Raw genomic sequence first — 19,939 nt, forward strand, 5'->3', positions numbered from 1 at the left:
GGTTCCGCAGGCAGGCGATACGCGTTCGGACGACGAGATCGGGAAGGCGGGACAGTTCCGTGGGAGGTCGGGCCCGATCTACCCGGCGAGTTCCACGGCGGCGAACGCCGAGGGGTTGTCCCAGGAGTCGTCCTTCTCGTTGTACCAGTTCATCTTGGCGTCGCGGCCGTCGCCCGAGTCGTCGTCGTTGACGTGGACGTCGAAGCCGAGGAGGTGGCCGGCTTCGATGGTCTCCTCGGGGGCGAGCGCCGACCACGGGATCGCCGCTTCGAGCGCGTAGCCGTCTTCGGTGTCGCTCCAGGCCATCTCCAGGCTCGGATCGTTCGGCAGCGTCCCCGTGACGCTGGGGGCGTCGCGCGGGAAGACGATCTGGAAGTCGTTCGAGCCGTCGTAGCTCGACAGGTTCGAGTAGTCGCCGTCGACGTACACCTCGATGGCGTCGTCGTTGTACTTGGCCTCCGAGTCGACCGACTTCCGGTCGTCGACCACGTCGACGTGGACGTACAGCGCGTCGGCGTCCCAGCGGGCTCGCCAGCCGCCGCCGAGGTCGCCGTCGCCGTCGAGTTCACCGATGACGGTGTGCTGGAAGTCGGTGCGCTCCTGGTCGGACCACGAGTCGTCGAGTTCGCCGTCGATCGTCGGCGGCGAGTCGGCCTTGGGTATCTCGGCGACGACGTCCACCTCGCCGGAGACCTTGTGCGTCTTCATCCGGCTGATGATCGACTCGTTGCTGCAGCTGTCGACGGCGCTCAGGTGGATCTTGTACGTCTCGCCGGGCGTGAACCCTTCGAGCGTCGTCTCGAATCGCAGGTCCTCCGCCGCGAAGGCGTTCTCGGCGTCGACCTCGTTCAACAGGCTGATCGTGTCGATCTGCTGCCGCAGTTCGTCGTTGACGAAGACGTTGTAGTGCATGACCCGCGTGTCGGCGTCGGTGACCTGGTCCCACGCGAGCGTCACGGATCCGTCGTCGTTGGGCGTGAGCTCGAGGTTCTCGGGGATCGGCGGCGCCTCCGTGTCGCTCGGTCCCTCGTAGTCGGCGCCGTCGCGCGCGATGGCGTCGGGGACGTTGTCCTCGCGGGTCTCGGCCAGCCACTGTTTGACGAAGTGGCCGTGGTATAGCTCGCCGCCGGTCACGTTGTGGTCGAAGTCGAGCATCGTCGGGTGCCAGTGTGAGTCGAGACACCACGCGGTCCACCCGATGTTCTCGCGCCCGTCGAGCCACTGCTTGAACGGCTCGCCGAAGTTCGAGCGCGTCCCCGGCTGGACGTCGTCGATGGCGTCGAAGCCCCACTCGGTGATCATCACCGGGACCTCGTCGGCGGGCGCGCCGTAGTCTTCTTCGAAGACCTGAGCGCTCTTGCCGTCGCCGGGGTAGATGTGCCCGGCGTAGATGAGGTTCTCGCCCTCGAAGGGGCTCTCGGCCGCGTACTTCGTCAGCGACGTCCAGTTCGGCGAGCCGACGATGATCGGCGTGTCGGGAGCGTCATCCCGGATGCGGTCGACCAGCGGCTGGGCGACCTCCTTCCACGCGTTCCAGTTCTCCAGCGTGTCGTCGGCCGGTTCCTGCGGCTCGTTCCAGAACTCGTAGAGCACGTGAGGCTCGTCGGCGTACCGGGGAGCGAAGAAGTCCCAGAACTCCCGGACGTCCGCGTGGACGGACTCGTCGTCCCAGTTCTGGATGATGTGGTAGTCGACGATGCAGTAGACACCCTGCTCCTTACAGTGCTCGACCGTCGGGTCGACGTACCTGGTCGCGTACTCCTCGTAGCCGAGTTCGTCGATAGCGTAGTTCGTGAGCGGGAGGCGCAGGACGTTGTTGTACCACGCGTCGGCCGTGTCGGTCGCCAGTTCGAGCGTGTCCATGTAGGTCCCACCCCGGTTTCGCTCGTTCTGGTCGCCGAACAGCGGCTCGATGAGGTTCGCGCCCCGCGGCGTGAACCGCTCGCCGTCCTCCGTGACGATCCAACTGCCCTCGGTCCGGAGCCGCGGGAGTCGTCCCGAGGCCGAGTCCGTCTCGGCGTCGGTCTCCTCGTCCGTGCCCTCCGCGGGCGACTCGGTCGGACTGTGTGTCGGCGTCGGGTCGTCGGTCGCGTCGCTGCCGCCGCCGTCGGTCGTTGTCGATTCACCCTCTCCACCCGGACACCCTGCGAGTCCGACCGTCGCCGCCGCGGCGAGGCCCGACTGCAGGAACCTTCGTCGGTGCATGTCCGGCCCGACATCTGGATGTATGCCAGTTAATCCTTTTTATTCATCGACCAATTTCCGGGCGCAGACGCCGTCAGATTCATGTATCCGGATCGCTCCCGCCCCGTCACCCCGACCGGAGGTCTCCCGCTGCTCCGTCCCGCTGGCCCGCCTGCCAACCGCAGAAATATCACAAATATTTAGAAAGTTTGAAATGCGGCGCCTCAGTCGTCCAACCCATGCGAGGCGTTGACAACGATCGTGGAGAGCGGATATCGCGCCGCCAGTACGCCCAGATACTGGCCGGAATGGGGACGGTCGCACTCGCGGGGTGTCCGAGCGGCGGCGGAGACACGGCGACTCCCGACGGCGACGCTACGGGCGACGCCACCACCACGGAGACGGCCGGCTCCGATGGAGACGGCGGAACGTCGACCGACGGTACCGACGCCGGCGCGGGAACCGACCGACAGCCGGTCCGCGACACGATCCGGGTTGCGGTCAACAACTCGCCGGACGTGTTCAACTGGAACCCGTGGACCCCGCAGGACAACACCACCGGCGACAACTGGATGTCGGAACTCAACGGGCTCACGAACGTCCACACGCCGGAGAACGCCTACAGCGGGACGACCGTCCCGACCCCGCACAAGCCCGACCACGAGGAGGTCGAGCTGATGACGTGGATCAAGGAGTGGACGGTCGAGGAGCCCTACGACTGGCGCCACCACCTCGACGACCGGGCGTCGTTCTGGAACGGCGACCCCTACGACGCGCCGACGCTGGTCACCCACAACCACGTCGCGTGGATGTTCAACGGCAACAAGTTCACAGAGGGGGAGACGTTCAACGAGGAAGCCGAGGACCAGTGGACCCGCCACGGCTGGTTCGACAAGGGCGAAGTGCCGGCGCAGGACCCGAACCCCGTCGCCAAGCCGATTCTCGAAGCCCAGGCCAAGGGACTCCTGTTCAACCCGCCGCTGCACACCGACTACACGAAACCGTACCTCGAACGGTACCAGGACGCCGGTTCCTCCGACCAGGTCTCGACGGTCTCCGACGACCTGACGAGCGACCGCGTCTCCCTCCAGCGAATCAGCGAGGAGGGCTGGGGGTCGGGCATGTACGTCCTCGAGTCGGTGGACGACATCGGCTCGGAGTCCATGACGCTCCGCCTCGACGACGAACACCCCAACGCCGGGCACACGAACGTCAAGAACCTCGAACTCCGCTGGGCCGAGTCCTCACGCCGCCAGACGCTGGCGTCGAACGGCGACATCGACGTCAACAGCGGCATCGTCGCGCCGACGGCGGACTACAACCGCGAGACGCTCCCCGACCACATGCAGGAGCTGACCCGGTGGCTCAACGCCACGCTGGGGACCCAGTGGCTGATGAACTGGCACAACCAGCACCTCCAGCGCCTGTGGGTCCGCCGCGCGCTCGTCGAGGCGGTCGACTGGAACGCGGTCGTCGCCAACGGCTGGGGCAAACAGACCGGGCGGACCACCTCCTACGACACGTTCCTGATGGACGCCGAGTCCGAGAGCACCTTCTCCTCGGACTTCCTGAACAAGCTCCACACCTACTCGCGCGCCCAGAACCTCGACAACGCGACGCAGTACATGCAGAACGCCGGCTACTCGAAACAGGGCGGGCAGTGGGTCGACCCCAACGGGAACACGGCCAGCATCGACCTCATCGCGCCGTCGAACGATTCGAGCTACATCCAGGCGGCCCAGTCGATCAAGGCGAACCTCTCGAAGTGGGGCTTCGGCGTCAACTTCTCCTCGCAGGGGTTCTCGACGTGGTCGAACAACCTCAACCCGGAGGGCAGCGGGCTGAACTTCGACACGTCCATCTTCTGGTCGGACACCGCGACCGTCTTCGGCAAGTACAACGACCGCGGCGCGTGGTGGGGCGAGGCGCTGCTCGGCGGCAGCCCCTCCGCCGGCAGCGTCTTCCGCCTCACGGAGGACGACGAGCGGGACACCCAGAACAAGCCGATCACCGTCGAACTCCCGAAGGAGGTCGGCTCGATCGACGCGCCGAACGAGGCCGGTGCCGATCCCGACCTGAAGAACGGCCGCGAGGTCGACATGCTTGAGGTCGTCAACGGGATCCGTAAACCGGGGAAGTCCGAAGAAGAGATCAACCGGCTCTACCGCACCTGCGCGCAGTACTACAACTTCTACCTCCCCGACTTCGTGTTCGCGCAGTCGATATCGGGGGCGTGGGGCAACGTTCGAGACTTCGACTGGCCTGGTCCGGACGAGCAGGCGCTCGACTACGCCCGCAACGTCAGCATCCCGGTCGGGACGGTGATGACCGGGCTGACGCAAGCCAGTACCGACACCGAATTCGAACCGCCCGAGTGACGGCGGACGGACCCGAAATTTCTCGTCGACCCGCTTCTCAGCGGTCGACGTCGACCGTCGTCTCCGACCCGTCGTAGGAGACAGTCTCGTCACTTTCGGACGCTTCGACGCCGACGCCGCGGCCCTCGCCGACGGCGACGACCTCGAAGCCGCGTTCCTCGACGAGTTCCGGGAACGACCCGTCGCGGTCGCCGATCGTCAGTTCGCTCGCCGCGTCGGCCCAGCGGATCGGGGTGAACGCGAACGCGCCGTCCTCGTAGTCGTAGCCGTCGCCGGCGTCCTCGTAGACGTCGAACTCGCCGTCGCGACCGGGGTAGACGCGCAGTTCCCAGTCGGCGTCCGGGCGCTCGCCGGTGTGCTGGACGACCGGCCCCATCGGCACGACGCTCCCGGCCTTCACGAACAGCGGGACCTTCTCCAGGGGCGCGTCGGCGAGGACCCTCTGGCCGCCCTCGTAGCGCTCGCCCGTCCAGAAGTCGTACCAGTCGGTGTCCTCGGGGAGGTACACCTCGCGCGCCTCGGCCGTCTCGTCGAGCGGTTCGGAGTCGGGGCCGTAGTACATCGGTTCGGTGACCGGACAGACCATGAACGCCGGGCCGAACATGAACTGGTCGCCCACCTCGTGGGCCGTCTCGTCGTCGGGGAACTCCAGCGCGAGGTGGCGGTACATCGTGTAGTCGCGGTGGGTCTCCCAGCCGGCCAGCGAGTAGATGTACGGCAGCAGGCGGTAGCGCAGGCGGTCGAACTTCACGAGCGTGTCGTAGGTTCGCTCGCCGGGCTCGCCGAAGCGCCACATCTCGCGGGCGGTGTGGGTCCCGTGCGAGCGGAACAGCGGCAGGAAGGCGCCGTACTGGAACCAGCGGACGTACAGTTCGCGGTAGCCGGCGTCCTCGTTGCCCTCGTCGAAGTCGCCGTCGATGATCCACGAGTAGTCGGCGTTGCCGGCGAAGAACGCGCCGATGTCGAGCGTCCACTTCGGGTTGCCCGCGGCCGTGAACTGCAGGCCGTCGGTGATCTGCGTGCGGTAGCGCTCCCACGTCGCCTCGATGTCGCCCGACCACGTGATCGCGCCGTAGCGCTGCTGGCCCGGATAGCCCGAGCGAGTGAGGTTGATGACGCGCTTGTCGTCGGTCGCCTCGCGCTGGCCCTCGTACATCCCCTTCGCCTGGTGCAGCGAGTAGGTGTTGAGGTAGCCCGGGTCGAGGACGTGCTTGAACGCGTCCGTCGTGTGCTGAACCAGGCGGTGGGGCTCCGGACACGTGGGGAGCGTCCACGTCGGGTCGTACGGCTCCGTGGAGTCGCACCACCACGCGTCGACGCCGTGGTCGAACAGGCCCTCCTTCGCCTGGTTCCAGTAGATGTCCCGCGCTTCCTCGGAGAAGGCGTCGTAGTAGCGCTGCTCGTTACCCGGCGCCGGCACGTCCTCGTCGTCGAGGATGTGGCCGGCCGCGCGCATCTCGTCGTAGTTCTCGCCGGCGAGCATGTTCGGCCAGATGGAGATCATCAGGCGGACGTTCCGCTCGTGGAGGTCGTCCATCATCGCCGACGGGTCGGGGAACCGGTCGGGGGCGAACGACTTCTGGCCCCACTGGCCCCAGTCGCCCTCGGGGCCGTCCCACTCCTCGAAGTTCGGGTGGTGGTCCTCGGTGTCGGGCCAGTACTGCCAGTCCTGGACGATGCAGTCGATCGGGATCTCCCGCTCGCGGTACTCGTCGACGACCTCGACCAGTTCCTCGGCGGTCTTGTACCGCTCCTTCGACTGGACGTAGCCGTAGGACCACTTCGGGAGCATCGTCGATTCGCCGGTCAACTGGCGGAATCCGGCGATCACCTCGTCGGGCTCGCCGGCGACGAAGAACACGTCGAGGGCGTCGTCACACTCCGTCCAGACGAACGAGCCGTGCTGGTCGTCGTGGAAGGACGTCGTCGACCCCGTGTTCCACAGCATCCCGTAGCCGCGCGTCGAGAGGAACGCCGGCATCGCGACCTTCGTGTTCCCCTGATAGAGGGTCTGCTCCTCGCCGCGGTAGTTGGCGACGCCGTCGTCGTGCTGGCCGAGACCGAGGATGGCCTCGTCGTCGGCGAACTCCAGGTCCAGCCGTGTCGAGTACGCCTCGCGGTCGAGCGAGTCGCGCGGCGTCGCCACCTCGCTGTCCCCGACCGTCAGTTCCTCGGGCGACACGCGGACGACGGACTTGCCGCCCTCCTCGGGTTCGCTCACGAGGCGCCGCCCGTCGACGTCGCGCCAGGTGATCGCGCCGGTCTCGCGGTCGAGTTCGACGCGCAGTTCGCCGGTGCGGAGTTCGAACTCCCTCTCGCGCTCTATCAGGTCCCATTCGTCGCTCGGTTCCTGCTCGACGACCATCGGACTCTCGGCGTCCGGGATCGCCTCCCCGGCCGTGTACACCAGGCGAACGACGTTCTCGTCGAGGACCTGCAGTTTGATGCGATTCCCACCCGCCTCGAACAGCGGACCGTCCGTCTCCCTTCCCAGGGTGTCGACGTGCATGAATTTACTCACTTTCGGGTCCGTCTTTATGTTTCCTGTCGCGTCCGTCGGTCTGCCCGATATCTTTTTCCGGGACGGATTCACCTGTTACGGTATGGCTGACGAGCCCAGACTCCGAGACGTAGCCGCGGATCGGGACTTCGAGATCGGCGCCGCCGTCGCGGCCGAACCGCTCCGGACCGACGCCTCCTACAAGAAGATCCTCCGCAACGAGTTCAACTACGTCACCGCCGAGAACGCGCTGAAGATGGGGCCGCTCCGCCCCGCTCGACACACCTACGACTTCCGCGACGCTGACGCGGTGGTCGACTACGCCCGGGAGCACGACCAGACAGTCCGCGCGCACACGCTCGCGTGGCACAACCAGACGCCCGAGTGGTTCCAGGAGTGGGACTACACGGACGGCCAGCTCGAAGACTTCCTGCGCGACCACGTCCACACGACGGCCGGCCGCTACCGGAGCAGAGTCGACGCCTGGGACGTGGTGAACGAGGCCGTCGCGGACGACGGGACGATGCGTGACAACCTCTGGTACGACGCCATGGGCGAGAGATACCTCGACAGGGCCTTCGAGTGGGCCGACGAGGTGGCGTCCGAGACGGACCTCTACTACAACGACTACGGCGCCGACGGCGTCAACGAGAAGTCCGACGCGATATACGACCTGGTCTCCCGGATGCTCGACCGCGGCGTCCCGATCGACGGCGTCGGTCTCCAGCTGCACGCGCTCCACGAGAAGCCCGCCCCCGAGTCCGTCGCCGAGAACGTCCGCCGATTCAGAGAGCTGGACCTCGACGTGCAGATCACGGAGATGGACGTGGCCTACACGCCCGCAGACGACCCCGGCGACAGGGACGCCCGCTGGGAGAAGCAGGCCGAGTACTACCGGGCGATCACGGAGGTCTGTCTCGACGAGGGCGTCGACACGCTCGTCGTCTGGGGCGTCCGCGACTCCGACTCGTGGGTTTCGAGCTGGTTCGAATCGCTGACCGGCGACCCGCTGCTGTTCGACGCCGGCAACGACCCGAAGCCCGCCTACCACGCGATCAAAGAGACGCTCGAAACGTACGAGCCGAACTGACCGACGAGCGCTGCCGGCGGTTTTTCACAGGTCGACGCGCTCGCCGGTCTCGGCGGACTCGTAGACTGCCTCGGTCGTGCGCACGTCGAAGTGGCCGTGTTCGCCGTCGGGACCGATCTCCATGTCGGTCAGGACGCCGGTCGCGAAGTAGTCGAACTCCTCGACCATCTCCGACGGTTCGTCGACGTCGACCGCCGTCTCCTCGCCCTCCTGTTCGACGGTGATCCGGCGGTCGCCGTCGACGTCGAACGGCCGGTCTACGCGGATCCGACCGCGCGTGCCGCCGACCTCGAAGTAGTTGGTCCCCGCGACTTCGTAGCCGGTGTCGCACTGGGCGACCGGCCCGTCCGGGAACTCCATCGTGAACGCGCAGTACTTCTCCAGGCCGTCGAACTCGGGCGGCCCCTCCACGGTCGAGGCGTGGACGGCGACCGGATCAGAATCGAGGACGAACCGCGCGGTGTTGAGCGGGTATATCCCGAGGTCCATCAGCGGACCGCCCCCCGCGAGATCGGGGTCGAGGCGCCACTGGTCCGTGTCCTCGCCGGCCGCGATCAGGTTGTACCCGAACGCGCCGCGCACCTGCACCGGGTCGCCGATGGCACCGTCCTGCACGGTGTCGCGGACCCATCTGACGGAGCGGGTCGTCTGCATCCGGTAGGCGGTCATCAGTTCGACGCCCGCTTCGTCGCAGGCCTCTACGCACTGCCGCGCGCGGTCGGCGGTCGCCTCCAGCGGTTTCTCGCAGAGGACGTGTTTCCCAAGGTCGGCCGCGGTCTCGACGTGCGGCAGGTGGAGCGCGTTGGGCGTGACGACGTAGACGGCGTCGTAGGCGTCGGCGGCCTCGCCGTCCGCGAAGTCGTCGTAGGTCAGCGCGTGCTCGACGTCCTTCTCGTCGGCGACCCGCTCGGCCTTCGCCCGGTCGCCGCTGACGACGGTCGTCGTCTCGCAGTAGTCCGACTCGGCGATGGCCGGGATCGCGACGTCCGGACCGAACCACCCGAGGCCCACGACGGCGAATCGCAGGGGCCCGCCGTCCACCGGTCGCTCCCAGTCCCGCTCGTCGAACGCAGTCGGTACTTCCAGGTCCATACGACGACAAGTTCGGCCACGAGCAAAAATGGGGACGGTCGCGAAAGCGCGGGGATCGGATCGCCGCGGTCGTCGCGGCTCGGCCGCTCAGAACCCGTACAGCTCTTTTGGGCGCTCGTAGGCGACGTGGTTGACCAGATCCTCGGCCACGTCGAGGGGCATCTGCCCGCGCTCGACCTTCGTCCCGACGACGTTCGCGAGCGTCCGTCGGAACATCTCGAATCGGGAGCCGAACGAGAGGAGCTTGCGCGAGTCGCTGACCATGCCGGCGTGGTTGGCCAGCAGGTCGACGCTACCGACGTAGTCGAGCTGGTGGTCCATCCCGAACGGGCTGTCGTTGTACCACCACGCGGGGCCGACGCTGACGTTCGGGAACGCCCGCGCGATGGTCGTGATCGAGGGGTAGTGCGTCGGGTCGACGACGTAGAGGACCAGCTCGCCCTCGCCGTCGAAGCGATTGACGAGGTGGCGCAGTCCCTCGGTCAGATTCAGGTCCCCCGTCGTCGCCGTGCCGCCCGCCGCCGGGCCGATCGTCTCGTAGAGTTCCTGCCGGTAGTGGCGGACCGGGCCCATGTGGAGTTGGGTGACCCAGCCTTTCTCGACGTTCAGTTCGGTCACGAACTCCAGCATGTACGCCTGGAAGTCCTCGATCTCCCGTTCGCTCAACTGCTCGCCCGAGCGGCGCTTCTCGAATATCTCCCGGGCGCGCTCGTCGCTGACGGGCCGCGAGACGGGCTCCCTGATGCCGATGTCGCAGGCGACGCAGCCGCGCTCGGCGAAGTGGTCGTGGGTCGCCTCCAGCGCGGCGCGGAAGCCGTCGAAGTCCTCGGGGTCGTGGTCGGTCGCGTCGTCGAGGTCCGCGACGAACTCGTCGAAGTCGGCGTTCTGGACGTTGACGGCGCGGTCGCCCCGCCACGTCGGCCGGACGTCGACGCCCTCGACCTCCGTCTCGGCGCGCTCGTGGTACGCGAGGTCGTCCGTCGGGTCGTCCGTCGTCCCGACGACCTCGACGTTCATCTCTCGCAGGAGTTCCTGCGGGCGCATGTCGTCCCCGGCGAGTTGCTCGCTCGTCTCCTCCCATATCTCGTCGGCTGTCTCGGCGGAGACGGGCTGATCGATGCCGAATCGCCGCTTCAGGTCGAGGTGGAGCCACTCGTAGACCGGGTTGCCGGCCATCTCGGGGACGACCTCGGCGAAGGCGTCCCACTTCTCCCGGTTGCTCCCGTCGCCGGTGATCAGCTCCTCGTCGACGCCGCGCTTTCGCATCATCGACCAGACGTAGTGGTCGGTCGCGCCCTGGACTTCCCAGATGTCGTCCCAGCCGTCGTTCTCGACGATCTCGACGACGTCGGCGTGGGTGTGCGGGTCGAGGATCGGTCGGTCCGCGATGTCATCGTAGAGCGTCTCTGCCGCCTCGGTTTCGAGCAGGTACGTCTCGTCGAGGAAGCTCATGGCGCGTCGTACCGCCGAGTAACAGATAAAGGTACGCGTCCGATCGCGAGCGTTCCGCCGTCGCGGTCGATCATCACCGTCCGCGGTGTTCGAATCAACGACGGTGCCCCCCGAGCGGAACGAGTCAACGCATTCGAACGTCCGCCTTTTTTGTAGCCACCGGGCGCAGGGCACACGTCACCAATGCCAGTGGATACCGTTCACATCAGCCGCCACGACACGATCGGTCGCGTCGAACCAGAAGTCCACGGCCACTTCGCCGAACACCTCGGCCGCTGTATCTACGGGGGAATCTGGGTCGGCGAGGACGACCGGGTGCCCACCGACGACGGGTTCCGGACAGACACGGTCGAACTGCTCACCGACCTCGACCTCCGACTGCTCCGGTGGCCCGGCGGCTGTTTCGCCGACGACTACCACTGGCGCGACGGGGTCGGTCCCCGCGAGGAGCGCTCGCCCCAGCCCAACCACTTCTGGGCGCAGGGACGCGAGAAGTCCAACGTCGAGTCTAACGAGTTCGGCACGGAGGAGTTCATGCGGCTCTGCGAACGCGTCGACGCCGAACCGATGCTGGCCGCCAACGTCGGCTCCGGGACGCCCGCCGAAGCCCAGAACTGGGTCGAGTACTGCAACAGCGACACGGACGTCGCACTCGGCCAGGAGCGGGCCGAGAACGGCCACTCCGAACCGCACGACGTGACCTACTGGGGCGTCGGCAACGAGAACTGGGGCTGCGGCGGCAACTTCGACCCGGAGACCTATGCACGGGAGTTCAGGCGGTTCGCCCACTTCATGCGGCTGGCCGGCGCGGAGGAGACCATCGCCTGCGGTCACATCGAGGACGACTGGAACCGGCGGTTCCTCGCGGAACTCACCGAACCGGACATGCTGGACCACCTCTCGATCCACCGCTACTTCGGCCGCTTCGGCCGGGACTGCGGCAGCGCCACCGAGTTCGACGAGGAGCAGTACTACCTGCTCCTGGCCGAGTCGCTGAAGGTCGGCCGCGACGTCGACCGCGCGGCCGCGGCCATCGAGACCTACGCGTCGACCGACGACGTGGGCATCGCCGTCGACGAGTGGGGCGCGTGGCACCCGGAGGCGACCAGCGACAACGGCCTCGAACAGGAGAACAGCGTCCGCGACGCCGTCGCAGCGGCAGGCGTCCTCGACGACTTCAACCACCGGGCGGACCTGGTGTCGATGGCGAACATCGCCCAGACGGTCAACGTCCTCCAGTGCGTCGTCCAGACCGACGAGGAGGCCGCGTGGCCGACTCCGACCTACCGGCTGTTCGACCTGTATCGGCCGCATGCGGGCGCGACAGCGCTCCGCACCACTGTCGACACGGACGCGGTCGAGACGGACCTGTGGGAGGTTCCGCTCGTCAGCGCGTCGGCTACCACCGACGACGACGGCACGTACGTGACCCTCAGCAACCGCGCGCTCGACGAGGAGCGGGCGGTCCGAGTCGCCCTCGACCGCGAAGTCAGCGACGCGACGGGGGAAGTCCTGTTCGCCGACCACGACCCGGCCGACTACTCCACCCGCGAGAACGCCGAGGAGTTCGAAGCGACCGACCTCGACGTGTCGATCGAAGACGGAGCCCCGGTCGTCGAACTCCCGCCGAACAGCGTCGCAGGCCTGTCGGTCGAGTCGGCGTGAGCGGGCGGACAGCGCACGACTTTCGAGCGATGGCGGTGGTCCCGGCCACGGCCCTGGAGGGATCAGTTATTTAATCCGATCGGCCGATGCTCGGAGTATGAGTCAGCGAGACCCGCAGGACCTTCGTTTCGGTTGCCAAGTCGTGACGTACGGAGACGTACAGGGGACTGTCGAGGACGCCGTCAGGGCCGAAGAAGCGGGCTTCGAGGTGATCACCGTCCCGGACCACCTGTTCCACCCGACCGGCTCGGAGGAGTTCCTGGTCGACCCGCCGTGGGAGGCGTTCACCGTCCTCGCCGCGATCGCCCAGCACACCGACGAGGCGATGCTGATGCCCGGCGTCACCGACTCGGTGCGCCGGCATCCGACCGAACTCGCGCACGTCGGCGCGACGCTGGACCGGATGACCGACGGCCGGTTCGGTCTCGGCATCGGCGCCGGCGAGGCGTTCAACTTCACGCCGATCGAGGACATCGACTGGTCTGACCCGTTCGGCCGGTTCAGCGAGGCGTTCGAGGTGATCGACGAACTCTGGGACTCGACCGCCGACGATCCGGTGGACTTCCACGGCGATTTCTACGAGCTGAACCGGGCGCACATGGGGCTGAAACCCGTGCAGGATCCCCGGCCGCCGATGTGGGTCGGCGGGTACGGTCCGAGCATGCGCGGGTTCACCGGCGCGCACGCCGACGGCTGGTTCCCGTGGATCCACGCGCCCGACCAGTACGAACAGGACCTCCAGCGGGTCCTCGACGTGGCCGACGACCGCGGGCGCGACCCCGAGGACATCGACCGCGCGGTGATGATCCCGACCACGGTCTCGGAGGACGGCGACGAGGCCCGGGAGGCCGCGATCGAGCGCAACCGGACGAGCCTCGCCCTGCGTCCGCCGCTGCTGGACAAGATGGGCTACGAGGACATCGCAGCGGACACGCCGATCATGTTCGAGATGGCCTTCGACGAGGAGCAAGAGGAGCGGCTGCTCGCCGCCGCCGAGCGGATCCCCGACGAGGCGGTCGAGGAGGTGACTGTCTCCGGGACGCCCGAGGACGCCATCGACGACCTCGAACGCTGGGTCGACGCGGGGCTTGACAACGCCGTCCTCATCCCCGTCGGCGACTTCGAGGAGACGATGCGCCACTACGAGGAGACGATCATCCCGCACTTCCGCGGGGAGTGAACAGCACGGAGCCCGGCGAGGATTTTCGGGCTCAGTCGTAGGCGTACTTCACCTCGACGACGTTGACGGTGTTCCGCAGTTCCGGGAGGAGTTCGTTCGCGATCCGGTCGTCGTCCAGGCGTTCCTTCGGGCCGGAGACGGAGATAGCGCCGACGACGGTGTCCTCGACGACGATGGGGCTCGCGAGCGAGCGGATACCCTCGCGTCGCTCCTCGTCTTCGAGGGCGTAGTTCCGGTCGAGGATACGCGCCAGTTCCTCGTCCAGGTGGTCGCGGTCCGTGATGGTCGCCTCGCGAGCGCCGGGCAGCCCGTAGGTCTCGACGATCTGGTCGACGTACGACTCGGGGAGGTGGGCGAGTATCGCCTTGCCGAGAGCGGTCCAGTGCATGTTGGTGTACTCGCCGATCGGGGCGTTGTCGTAGACGGCCTCGGTGCCCTCGGCCTGGTAGAGGATGACCCGCTGACCGTTCTCCTCGATCCCGAGGTTGGCGACCTCGCCGGTCTTCTCCGCGAGCGCGTCTATCTCGGACCTTGTCGCCCGGTAGACGTTCTTGCGACTCCGGACGGTCACGCCGTCGCGGAGGAACCGACAGCTCAGCCGGTAGCCGTCGGCGTCCCTGACGACGTATCCCACCGATTCGAGCGTCTTGAGGTGGACGTGCGCGGTGCTCGTGGGGATATCGAGCGCCGCCGACACGTCGTCGATCCTGACGGTTCCCTCCGCCCGCAACACGTCGACGACCTCGAAGGCTCGCTCTACCGACTGCACCAGTTTGTCGCTGTCGCCCGGCCGCGTGATCTCCATACCGGTTCTACTGATTCGTGAGTAATAAAATCCACTGATGTTGGAAACACCGCTCCAGATTACAGTACTATGTATGTTTTCCATCAACCCGCTCACGTGACCAGTTAGCTCGGGGAGACGAAGAGCGCCTCGGCGTGACTCGGGGCTGTGACGGCGTTATTTATAATGGTCTATCGTGACTGGCGAGATCCACTATCGTTGGATACGATTGTGCGGATAGATACCACGCCGAACGGTGGCTACTCGTCCCAGGCGGACCGGAGAACAGTTCGGTCGGAGTCACTCACCGGGGATCGCTTCGCAGAGAACGAGGGGTGCCAGGCGTCGGATCGCGACGGGCGGCCGGACCGAGGACGTGTCGAGTGCGGTCCCGTATCACCGGGACTGATCTGACCGCATCGCCCGGAGCATACCGCGGATGTAACCGACGGTGAACGCGCGGCCGCGGTGTTCCCAGTCGGTGTCGTCTTCCAGATGCGGGGTGTGGTCGGGGATCATCAGCCCGGAAAAGTCCACTTCGTCGAGGAGTTGCAACAGCGCGTACTCGTCGTAGTTGCCCTCGTCGAGGAAGTCTTCGGAAAAGCGCGGGACCGTCCCGGAGACGTCGCGGAAGTGGACGTAGACGATCTCGTCGCGCTCGCCGAAGTAGCGGACGACCTCGTCGAGCGGTTCGCCCATCTCCGACCAACAGCCCAGACAGAGGTCGAGCCCGTGATAGTCGCTCTCGCGGTAGGTCATCGCTCGCTTGAAGTTCTCGAAGTTGCGGAACAGCTGCGGGACCCCGCCGAGTCGCTCCATCGGCGGGTCGCTCGGGTGCAGCGCCAGCGTGACGCCCGCCTGTTCGGCGACGGGGAGTATCTCGTCGAGAAAGTACTCGTAGTTCTCCCAGAGTTCTGCCTCGGAGTACTCCCGGCCGTGAGTCAGTTCGTCGGCGTCGGCAGCGTCCGCGTCGAACACGGACACCTCCGCGCCGCCGCGAGCCGTTTCCCACCCCGTCCGCCAGACGCCCGCGGGCGCCCAGTGATACCCGAAAATCGGGATCCCCGCCTCGCCCATGTTCCGGATCGTCTCCTTGAGTCGGCCCAGCTGTCCGTCGCGCTCGGGCCCGCCGAGCATCACGTCCTCGTAGTAGGAGACCGGGACGTTCTCGATGGCGTTGAGGCGCAGGCCCTCGGCCTCGACGCGCTCGCGGAGGTCACGCAGCGCGTCGACCGACCACGCATCCTCGCCCGACAGCGGTACCCGCTCGTCGTCGGGCATGTGCTCGTAGTCCGGGTCGTCTACCTGGTACATGTTCAACAGCACGTCGGACCCGCCCAGTTGCTTGACGTATCGCAGGCGCTCGGAGGTCGGGTCCATGAACTGCCCCGCTCCCACCCGCATCGGTAGCTCCGCTCGGGAGGGGAGCGGCTCACTGCCTTCAGTAGCCATACGCCTCGTACTGCGTTCACCGACATAAAACTCGGTCCCGGCGGGAGCCCCGACCGGGCGCGGTCTGGTCCCCTATGAGTGGATTCAATACGGCGCCGGCGGATGCTCGGTCCATGCCACGAACCGCGACGCCCCCGCTGGGACGCTGGCCGACCGACGCGATACCTACTCACGTGCGGTCCTCACTCTCCGTGTATCGATGACGGACGGCTCTCACACCGACCGCCTGTGGTACGACGGACCCGCGAGCGAGTGGGTCGAGGCGCTGCCGATCGGAAACGGCCGCCTCGGCGGGATGGTCCACGGGCGACCCGGCGCCGAGCGGGTCGCGCTCAACGAGGAGCGACTGTGGGCCGGAGACCACGCCGACCGCACGGCCGAGGGCGGGCCCGCGGACCTCCGGGCGGTCCGCGACCGGCTCTGGGCCGGCGAGTTCGAGCAGGCGCAGCGCCTCTGCAACGAGTTCTTCGTCACCGAAGCGCAGGGCGTCCCGCCGTACCAGCCCTTCGGCGACCTCCTGATCGACCTCCCGGGGCACGACGACCCCGCGACGTACCGCCGCTCGCTCGACCTCCGCGACGGGATCGCCCGGGCCGAGTACACCGTCGACGGGGCCCGATTCGAGCGCGAGTACCTCGCGAGCGCGCCGGACGACGCGCTCGCCGTCCGACTGGAGAGCGACGAACCGGGCGCGCTCGACGCCCGGATCCGGCTCGACCGCGACCGCTGCGCCCGGACCGCGGTCGTGGACGACACGGTCGTCCTCCGCGGACAGGTCGTCGGCGTCCCCGGCGACGACGAGGACGTCGAACCCGGCGGCTGGGGACCGCGCTTCGAAGGCCGCGCGCGGGTCCGCGCCGAGGGCGGCAGCGTCGTCGCCGCCTCCGAAATCGAGGCCGAAGCCGAGCGTGACGACGAGGGAACCGCTGGGTTCCTCGCGGGCGACGAGGGCATCGTCGTCCGCGACGCCGACGCGGTGACCGTGCTGTTCACCGCCGAGACCGTCCCTTCGGACGGCGACCCGACGACGGACTGCCGGGAGACGCTCGCCGCGCTCGCGGGCGAGGACTACGCGAGCATCCGCGAGCGCCACGTCGGTGACCACCGCGAGTACATGGAGCGCGTGACGCTGGACGTCGGCGAGCCGATCGATCTGCCGACCGACGAGCGGCTCGACCGGGTCCGCGGCGGCGCCCGCGACCCGCACCTCGAACGGCTGTACTTCCAGTACGGTCGGTACCTCCTGCTGGGCTCCTCGCGACCGGGGACGCTCCCGGCGAACCTCCAGGGGATCTGGAACGAGGAGTACCACCCGCCGTGGGACTGCAACTACACGCTCGACGTCAACCTGGAGATGAACTACTGGCACGCGGAGGCGACGAACCTCGCCGAGTGCGCCGAGCCGCTGGTCTCGTTCGTCGATGACCTCCGCGAGCCGGGCCGCCGGACCGCTCGCGACCGCTACGGCTGTGGGGGCTTCTGCGTGCACCTCCAGAGCGACCGCTGGCACACGACGAGCCAGACGGTAGACGCCCACTGGGGCCACTGGCCGACGGGCGCCGCGTGGCTCTGCCAGAACCTCTGGGAGCGCTACGCCTTCTCCGGGGACGAAGCGGACCTCGAACGGGTCTACCCGACGCTCAGGGAAGCGGCCGAGTTCCTGCTCAACTACCTCGTCGAGCACCCGGAGAGGGACTGGCTGGTGACCGCGCCGTCGGCGTCGCCGGAGAACCAGTTCCGGACGGCCGACGGTCAGGAGGCGACGACCTGCGTCATGCCGACGATGGACGTCCAGTTGACGCGCGACCTGTTCGGCCACTGTATCGAGGCGGCCGAACGGCTCGACCGCGACGCCGGCTTCGCCGCCGACCTCCGCGACGCGCTCGATCGACTCCCGCCGATGCAGGTCGGCGACGACGGTGCCCTGCAGGAGTGGCTTGAAGACTACGCGGAGGTGAACCCGGGCCACCGACACGTCTCCCACCTCGTGGGGTTCTATCCGGCCGACGTGCTCTTCGGGGACGACCTGGCGCTGGACCGTTCGGAACTCCGCGACGCCGTCCGCGCGTCGCTGGAGCGGCGTCTCGACAACGGAGGCGGACACACCGGGTGGTCCTGCGCGTGGACTATCGCTCTGTTCGCTCGCCTGGGCGACGGCGAGGGCGTCGCCGACCACGTGCACAAACTCCTGGCCGACTCGACGTACGACTCGCTGCTCGACTCGCACCCGCCCTACCAGATCGACGGTAACTTCGGCGGGGCGGCGGGCATCGCCGAGGCGCTCGTCGGGAGCCACGGCAGCGAACTGCGACTCCTCCCGGCGCTCCCCGAGGGGTGGGAGGACGGAGCAGTCAGCGGACTGCGCGCCCGCGGCGGGTTCGAGGTGGACCTCGCCTGGAGCGACGGCCGACTCGACGAGGCCACCGTTCGCGCCGAGCGCGACGGGCCCTGTCGGGTCCGCGTCCCGGAGGCGGGAATCGATCGGGTCGAGACGGCCGACGGAACGCCCGTCGAGATCGAACGCGAGAACGGCGTGCTCGCCTTCGAGGCGTCGGCGGGCGAGACCTACGCGCTCGCGGTCGACCGGGCGGACCCGTGAGGCCGCCGAGATTCGTCGCCTGAGGCGGCTTGTCGACGCCCCCATCGACGCACGAGCCGATCCACCGTGTTCTTGGCAGGCGCATTTCGTCGAGCGACCAGCGGCGACATCACTTCGTTCCGAACCCGCATTCGACCTCGGTAGTCTCCCGATGCGTAGTGACAGCTAATAATTAATTCGTAAAATAATATCTTATAGTGCAAAATTTTATGTGCATTACTTGCGACGTACGTACTGGAGGTGCGACACTGTGACAGAAGAGAGCGAACACCACGGAGCAGAGGCATCAGCGGACGACCACGCGGGCGGACTCGACCGCCGGGACTACATGCGAGCGATGGCGGCCGCCGCGGCAACCGGCGTCGGCGCCGGCGTCACGGCGACCACGGCCACCGCCGCCATCACCTCGAACCAGACCGGAACCGACGACGGCTACTACTACTCGTTCTGGACCAACGACGAGGGTACCGTCTCGATGACGCTGGGAGACGGCGGCAACTACAGCGTCGACTGGAACAACACGGGCAACTTCGTCTGTGGCAAAGGCTGGGAGACCGGCGCTCGCCGAAACGTCGACTACAACGCGTCGACGTTCAATCCGGGGAGTAACGGGTACCTGTGTCTCTACGGCTGGACCACGGACCCGCTGGTCGAGTACTACATCGTCGAGGATCACGGTAGCTACCGGCCCGAACACGACTACAAAGGGACGGTCGACACCGACGGGGGGACCTACGACATCTACGAGTCGCTACGGGAGAACGCCCCCTCGATCGAGGGGACCGCCACCTTCCCACAGTACTGGAGCGTCCGACAGAACACGCGGACGAGCGGCACGATCACCACCGGCAACCACTTCGACGCGTGGGCCAGCAACGGCATGGACATGGGCAGCCACGACTACCAGATCCTGGCCACAGAGGGCTACCAGAGCAGCGGGAGCTCCGACGTCACGGTGGGTGACGCCGGCGGCGGTGACGGCGGTGATGGCGGTTCGGGCGGCGACGACGGCAGCGGTTCGTCCGGGTCCGTCGCGAACGGCACCTACAGCATCCGGAACGTCAACAGCGGCAAGGCGCTGGACGTCGCCGGCGAGTCGACCGAAGACGGTGCCAACGTCCAGCAGTACAGCTACTGGGGCGGATCGAACCAGCAGTGGAACGTCGAGGACACCGGCAACGGCGAGTACCGCATCGAGAACGTCAACAGCGGGAAGGTGCTCGACGTCTCCGGCTCCTCGACCTCCGACGGGGCGAACGTCCAGCAGTACGCCGACGGCGGCGGCGACAACCAGCGGTTCCACCTGCACGACCAGGGCGGCGGCGAGTACCACGTCCAGCCCGTCCACAGCGACAAGGCCGTCGAGGTCGAGGGGTCCTCGACCGACGATGGCGCCAACGTCCAGCAGTACAGCTGGTCCGGCAACGGCAACCAGCTGTGGACCTTCGAATCCGTCTGATCCCCGGAGAACGACCCGAGCCCCGAGACGAACGCGGTCGCGACGAACTCCCACGACGAGCGCAGGATCTCGGGACGTGAACTGACCCCTCAGGGCCGGTCACC

12 protein-coding genes are annotated in these 19,939 nt (G+C 67.4%); 6 read left to right on the top strand and 6 right to left on the bottom strand.

Going from position 1 to position 19,939, the window contains the following annotated elements:
* Window positions 1–78: 78 nt before the first annotated feature.
* Window positions 79–2,205 (bottom strand): sugar-binding protein, encoded by a 2,127-nt coding sequence (locus PSC72_RS22880; RefSeq protein ID WP_274323731.1) that lies wholly within the window; start codon window positions 2,203–2,205, stop codon window positions 79–81.
* Between the two features lie 218 nt (window positions 2,206–2,423).
* Between PSC72_RS22880 and PSC72_RS22885 the strand changes: the two genes are divergently transcribed.
* Window positions 2,424–4,562 carry a periplasmic substrate-binding domain-containing protein gene (locus tag PSC72_RS22885; RefSeq protein ID WP_274323732.1) on the top strand — a complete coding sequence of 713 codons (2,139 nt, stop codon included), beginning with the start codon at window positions 2,424–2,426 and terminating at the stop codon, window positions 4,560–4,562.
* Window positions 4,563–4,599: 37 nt separating this feature from the next.
* On the opposite strand, the gene PSC72_RS22890 is transcribed toward PSC72_RS22885, so the two are convergent.
* Window positions 4,600–7,071: a glycoside hydrolase family 31 protein gene (locus PSC72_RS22890; protein ID WP_274323733.1), complete on the bottom strand. Its 2,472-nt coding sequence runs from the start codon at window positions 7,069–7,071 to the stop codon at window positions 4,600–4,602.
* A 94-nt stretch (window positions 7,072–7,165) separates the two neighbouring features.
* Between PSC72_RS22890 and PSC72_RS22895 the strand changes: the two genes are divergently transcribed.
* Complete coding sequence (locus PSC72_RS22895; protein WP_274323734.1) at window positions 7,166–8,152, top strand: endo-1,4-beta-xylanase; 987 nt, start codon at window positions 7,166–7,168, stop codon at window positions 8,150–8,152.
* Window positions 8,153–8,176: 24 nt separating this feature from the next.
* On the opposite strand, the gene gfo6 is transcribed toward PSC72_RS22895, so the two are convergent.
* Window positions 8,177–9,244: a D-xylose 1-dehydrogenase Gfo6 gene (gfo6, locus tag PSC72_RS22900; protein ID WP_274323735.1), complete on the bottom strand. Its 1,068-nt coding sequence runs from the start codon at window positions 9,242–9,244 to the stop codon at window positions 8,177–8,179.
* A gap of 87 nt (window positions 9,245–9,331) precedes the next feature.
* The gene (uxaC, locus tag PSC72_RS22905) at window positions 9,332–10,696 is read right to left on the bottom strand and encodes a glucuronate isomerase (protein ID WP_274323736.1); all 1,365 of its coding nucleotides are present in this window, start codon (window positions 10,694–10,696) and stop codon (window positions 9,332–9,334) included.
* 183 nt (window positions 10,697–10,879) lie between these two features.
* Between uxaC and PSC72_RS22910 the strand changes: the two genes are divergently transcribed.
* A complete protein-coding gene (locus tag PSC72_RS22910; protein ID WP_274323737.1) occupies window positions 10,880–12,361 on the top strand; it encodes an alpha-N-arabinofuranosidase in 1,482 nt (493 codons plus the stop codon).
* 97 nt (window positions 12,362–12,458) lie between these two features.
* Entirely contained in the window at window positions 12,459–13,541 is a 1,083-nt protein-coding gene (locus PSC72_RS22915) for an LLM class flavin-dependent oxidoreductase (RefSeq protein ID WP_274323738.1), read from the top strand.
* A 31-nt stretch (window positions 13,542–13,572) separates the two neighbouring features.
* Here the strand turns inward: PSC72_RS22915 and PSC72_RS22920 are convergent, their stop codons facing one another.
* Together PSC72_RS22920 and PSC72_RS22925 are read right to left on the bottom strand one after the other, a co-directional pair.
* Entirely contained in the window at window positions 13,573–14,346 is a 774-nt protein-coding gene (locus tag PSC72_RS22920) for an IclR family transcriptional regulator (RefSeq protein WP_274323739.1), read from the bottom strand.
* A 375-nt stretch (window positions 14,347–14,721) separates the two neighbouring features.
* Window positions 14,722–15,777 carry a mannonate dehydratase gene (locus tag PSC72_RS22925; protein ID WP_274323740.1) on the bottom strand — a complete coding sequence of 352 codons (1,056 nt, stop codon included), beginning with the start codon at window positions 15,775–15,777 and terminating at the stop codon, window positions 14,722–14,724.
* Between the two features lie 199 nt (window positions 15,778–15,976).
* On the opposite strand from PSC72_RS22925, the gene PSC72_RS22930 reads away from it, so the two are divergent.
* Together PSC72_RS22930 and PSC72_RS22935 are read left to right on the top strand one after the other, a co-directional pair.
* Window positions 15,977–18,376: a glycoside hydrolase family 95 protein gene (locus PSC72_RS22930; RefSeq protein WP_274323741.1), complete on the top strand. Its 2,400-nt coding sequence runs from the start codon at window positions 15,977–15,979 to the stop codon at window positions 18,374–18,376.
* 250 nt (window positions 18,377–18,626) lie between these two features.
* On the top strand, window positions 18,627–19,835 hold the full coding sequence (locus PSC72_RS22935; RefSeq protein ID WP_274323742.1) for a glycoside hydrolase family 11 protein: 1,209 nt from the start codon (window positions 18,627–18,629) through the stop codon (window positions 19,833–19,835).
* Window positions 19,836–19,939: the final 104 nt, after the last annotated feature.

Source organism: Halosimplex aquaticum (genome assembly GCF_028747785.1).
Lineage (GTDB): Archaea > Halobacteriota > Halobacteria > Halobacteriales > Haloarculaceae > Halosimplex > Halosimplex aquaticum.

Bases quoted from the DNA above. Each gene is read 5' to 3' on its own strand.
- PSC72_RS22880 (WP_274323731.1), bottom strand. From the start codon at position 2,205: ATGCACCGACGAAGGTTCCTGCAGTCGGGCCTCGCCGCGGCGGCGACG.
- PSC72_RS22885 (WP_274323732.1), top strand. From the start codon at position 2,424: ATGCGAGGCGTTGACAACGATCGTGGAGAGCGGATATCGCGCCGCCAG.
- PSC72_RS22890 (WP_274323733.1), bottom strand. From the start codon at position 7,071: ATGCACGTCGACACCCTGGGAAGGGAGACGGACGGTCCGCTGTTCGAG.
- PSC72_RS22895 (WP_274323734.1), top strand. From the start codon at position 7,166: ATGGCTGACGAGCCCAGACTCCGAGACGTAGCCGCGGATCGGGACTTC.
- gfo6 (WP_274323735.1), bottom strand. From the start codon at position 9,244: ATGGACCTGGAAGTACCGACTGCGTTCGACGAGCGGGACTGGGAGCGA.
- uxaC (WP_274323736.1), bottom strand. From the start codon at position 10,696: ATGAGCTTCCTCGACGAGACGTACCTGCTCGAAACCGAGGCGGCAGAG.
- PSC72_RS22910 (WP_274323737.1), top strand. From the start codon at position 10,880: ATGCCAGTGGATACCGTTCACATCAGCCGCCACGACACGATCGGTCGC.
- PSC72_RS22915 (WP_274323738.1), top strand. From the start codon at position 12,459: ATGAGTCAGCGAGACCCGCAGGACCTTCGTTTCGGTTGCCAAGTCGTG.
- PSC72_RS22920 (WP_274323739.1), bottom strand. From the start codon at position 14,346: ATGGAGATCACGCGGCCGGGCGACAGCGACAAACTGGTGCAGTCGGTA.
- PSC72_RS22925 (WP_274323740.1), bottom strand. From the start codon at position 15,777: ATGGCTACTGAAGGCAGTGAGCCGCTCCCCTCCCGAGCGGAGCTACCG.
- PSC72_RS22930 (WP_274323741.1), top strand. From the start codon at position 15,977: ATGACGGACGGCTCTCACACCGACCGCCTGTGGTACGACGGACCCGCG.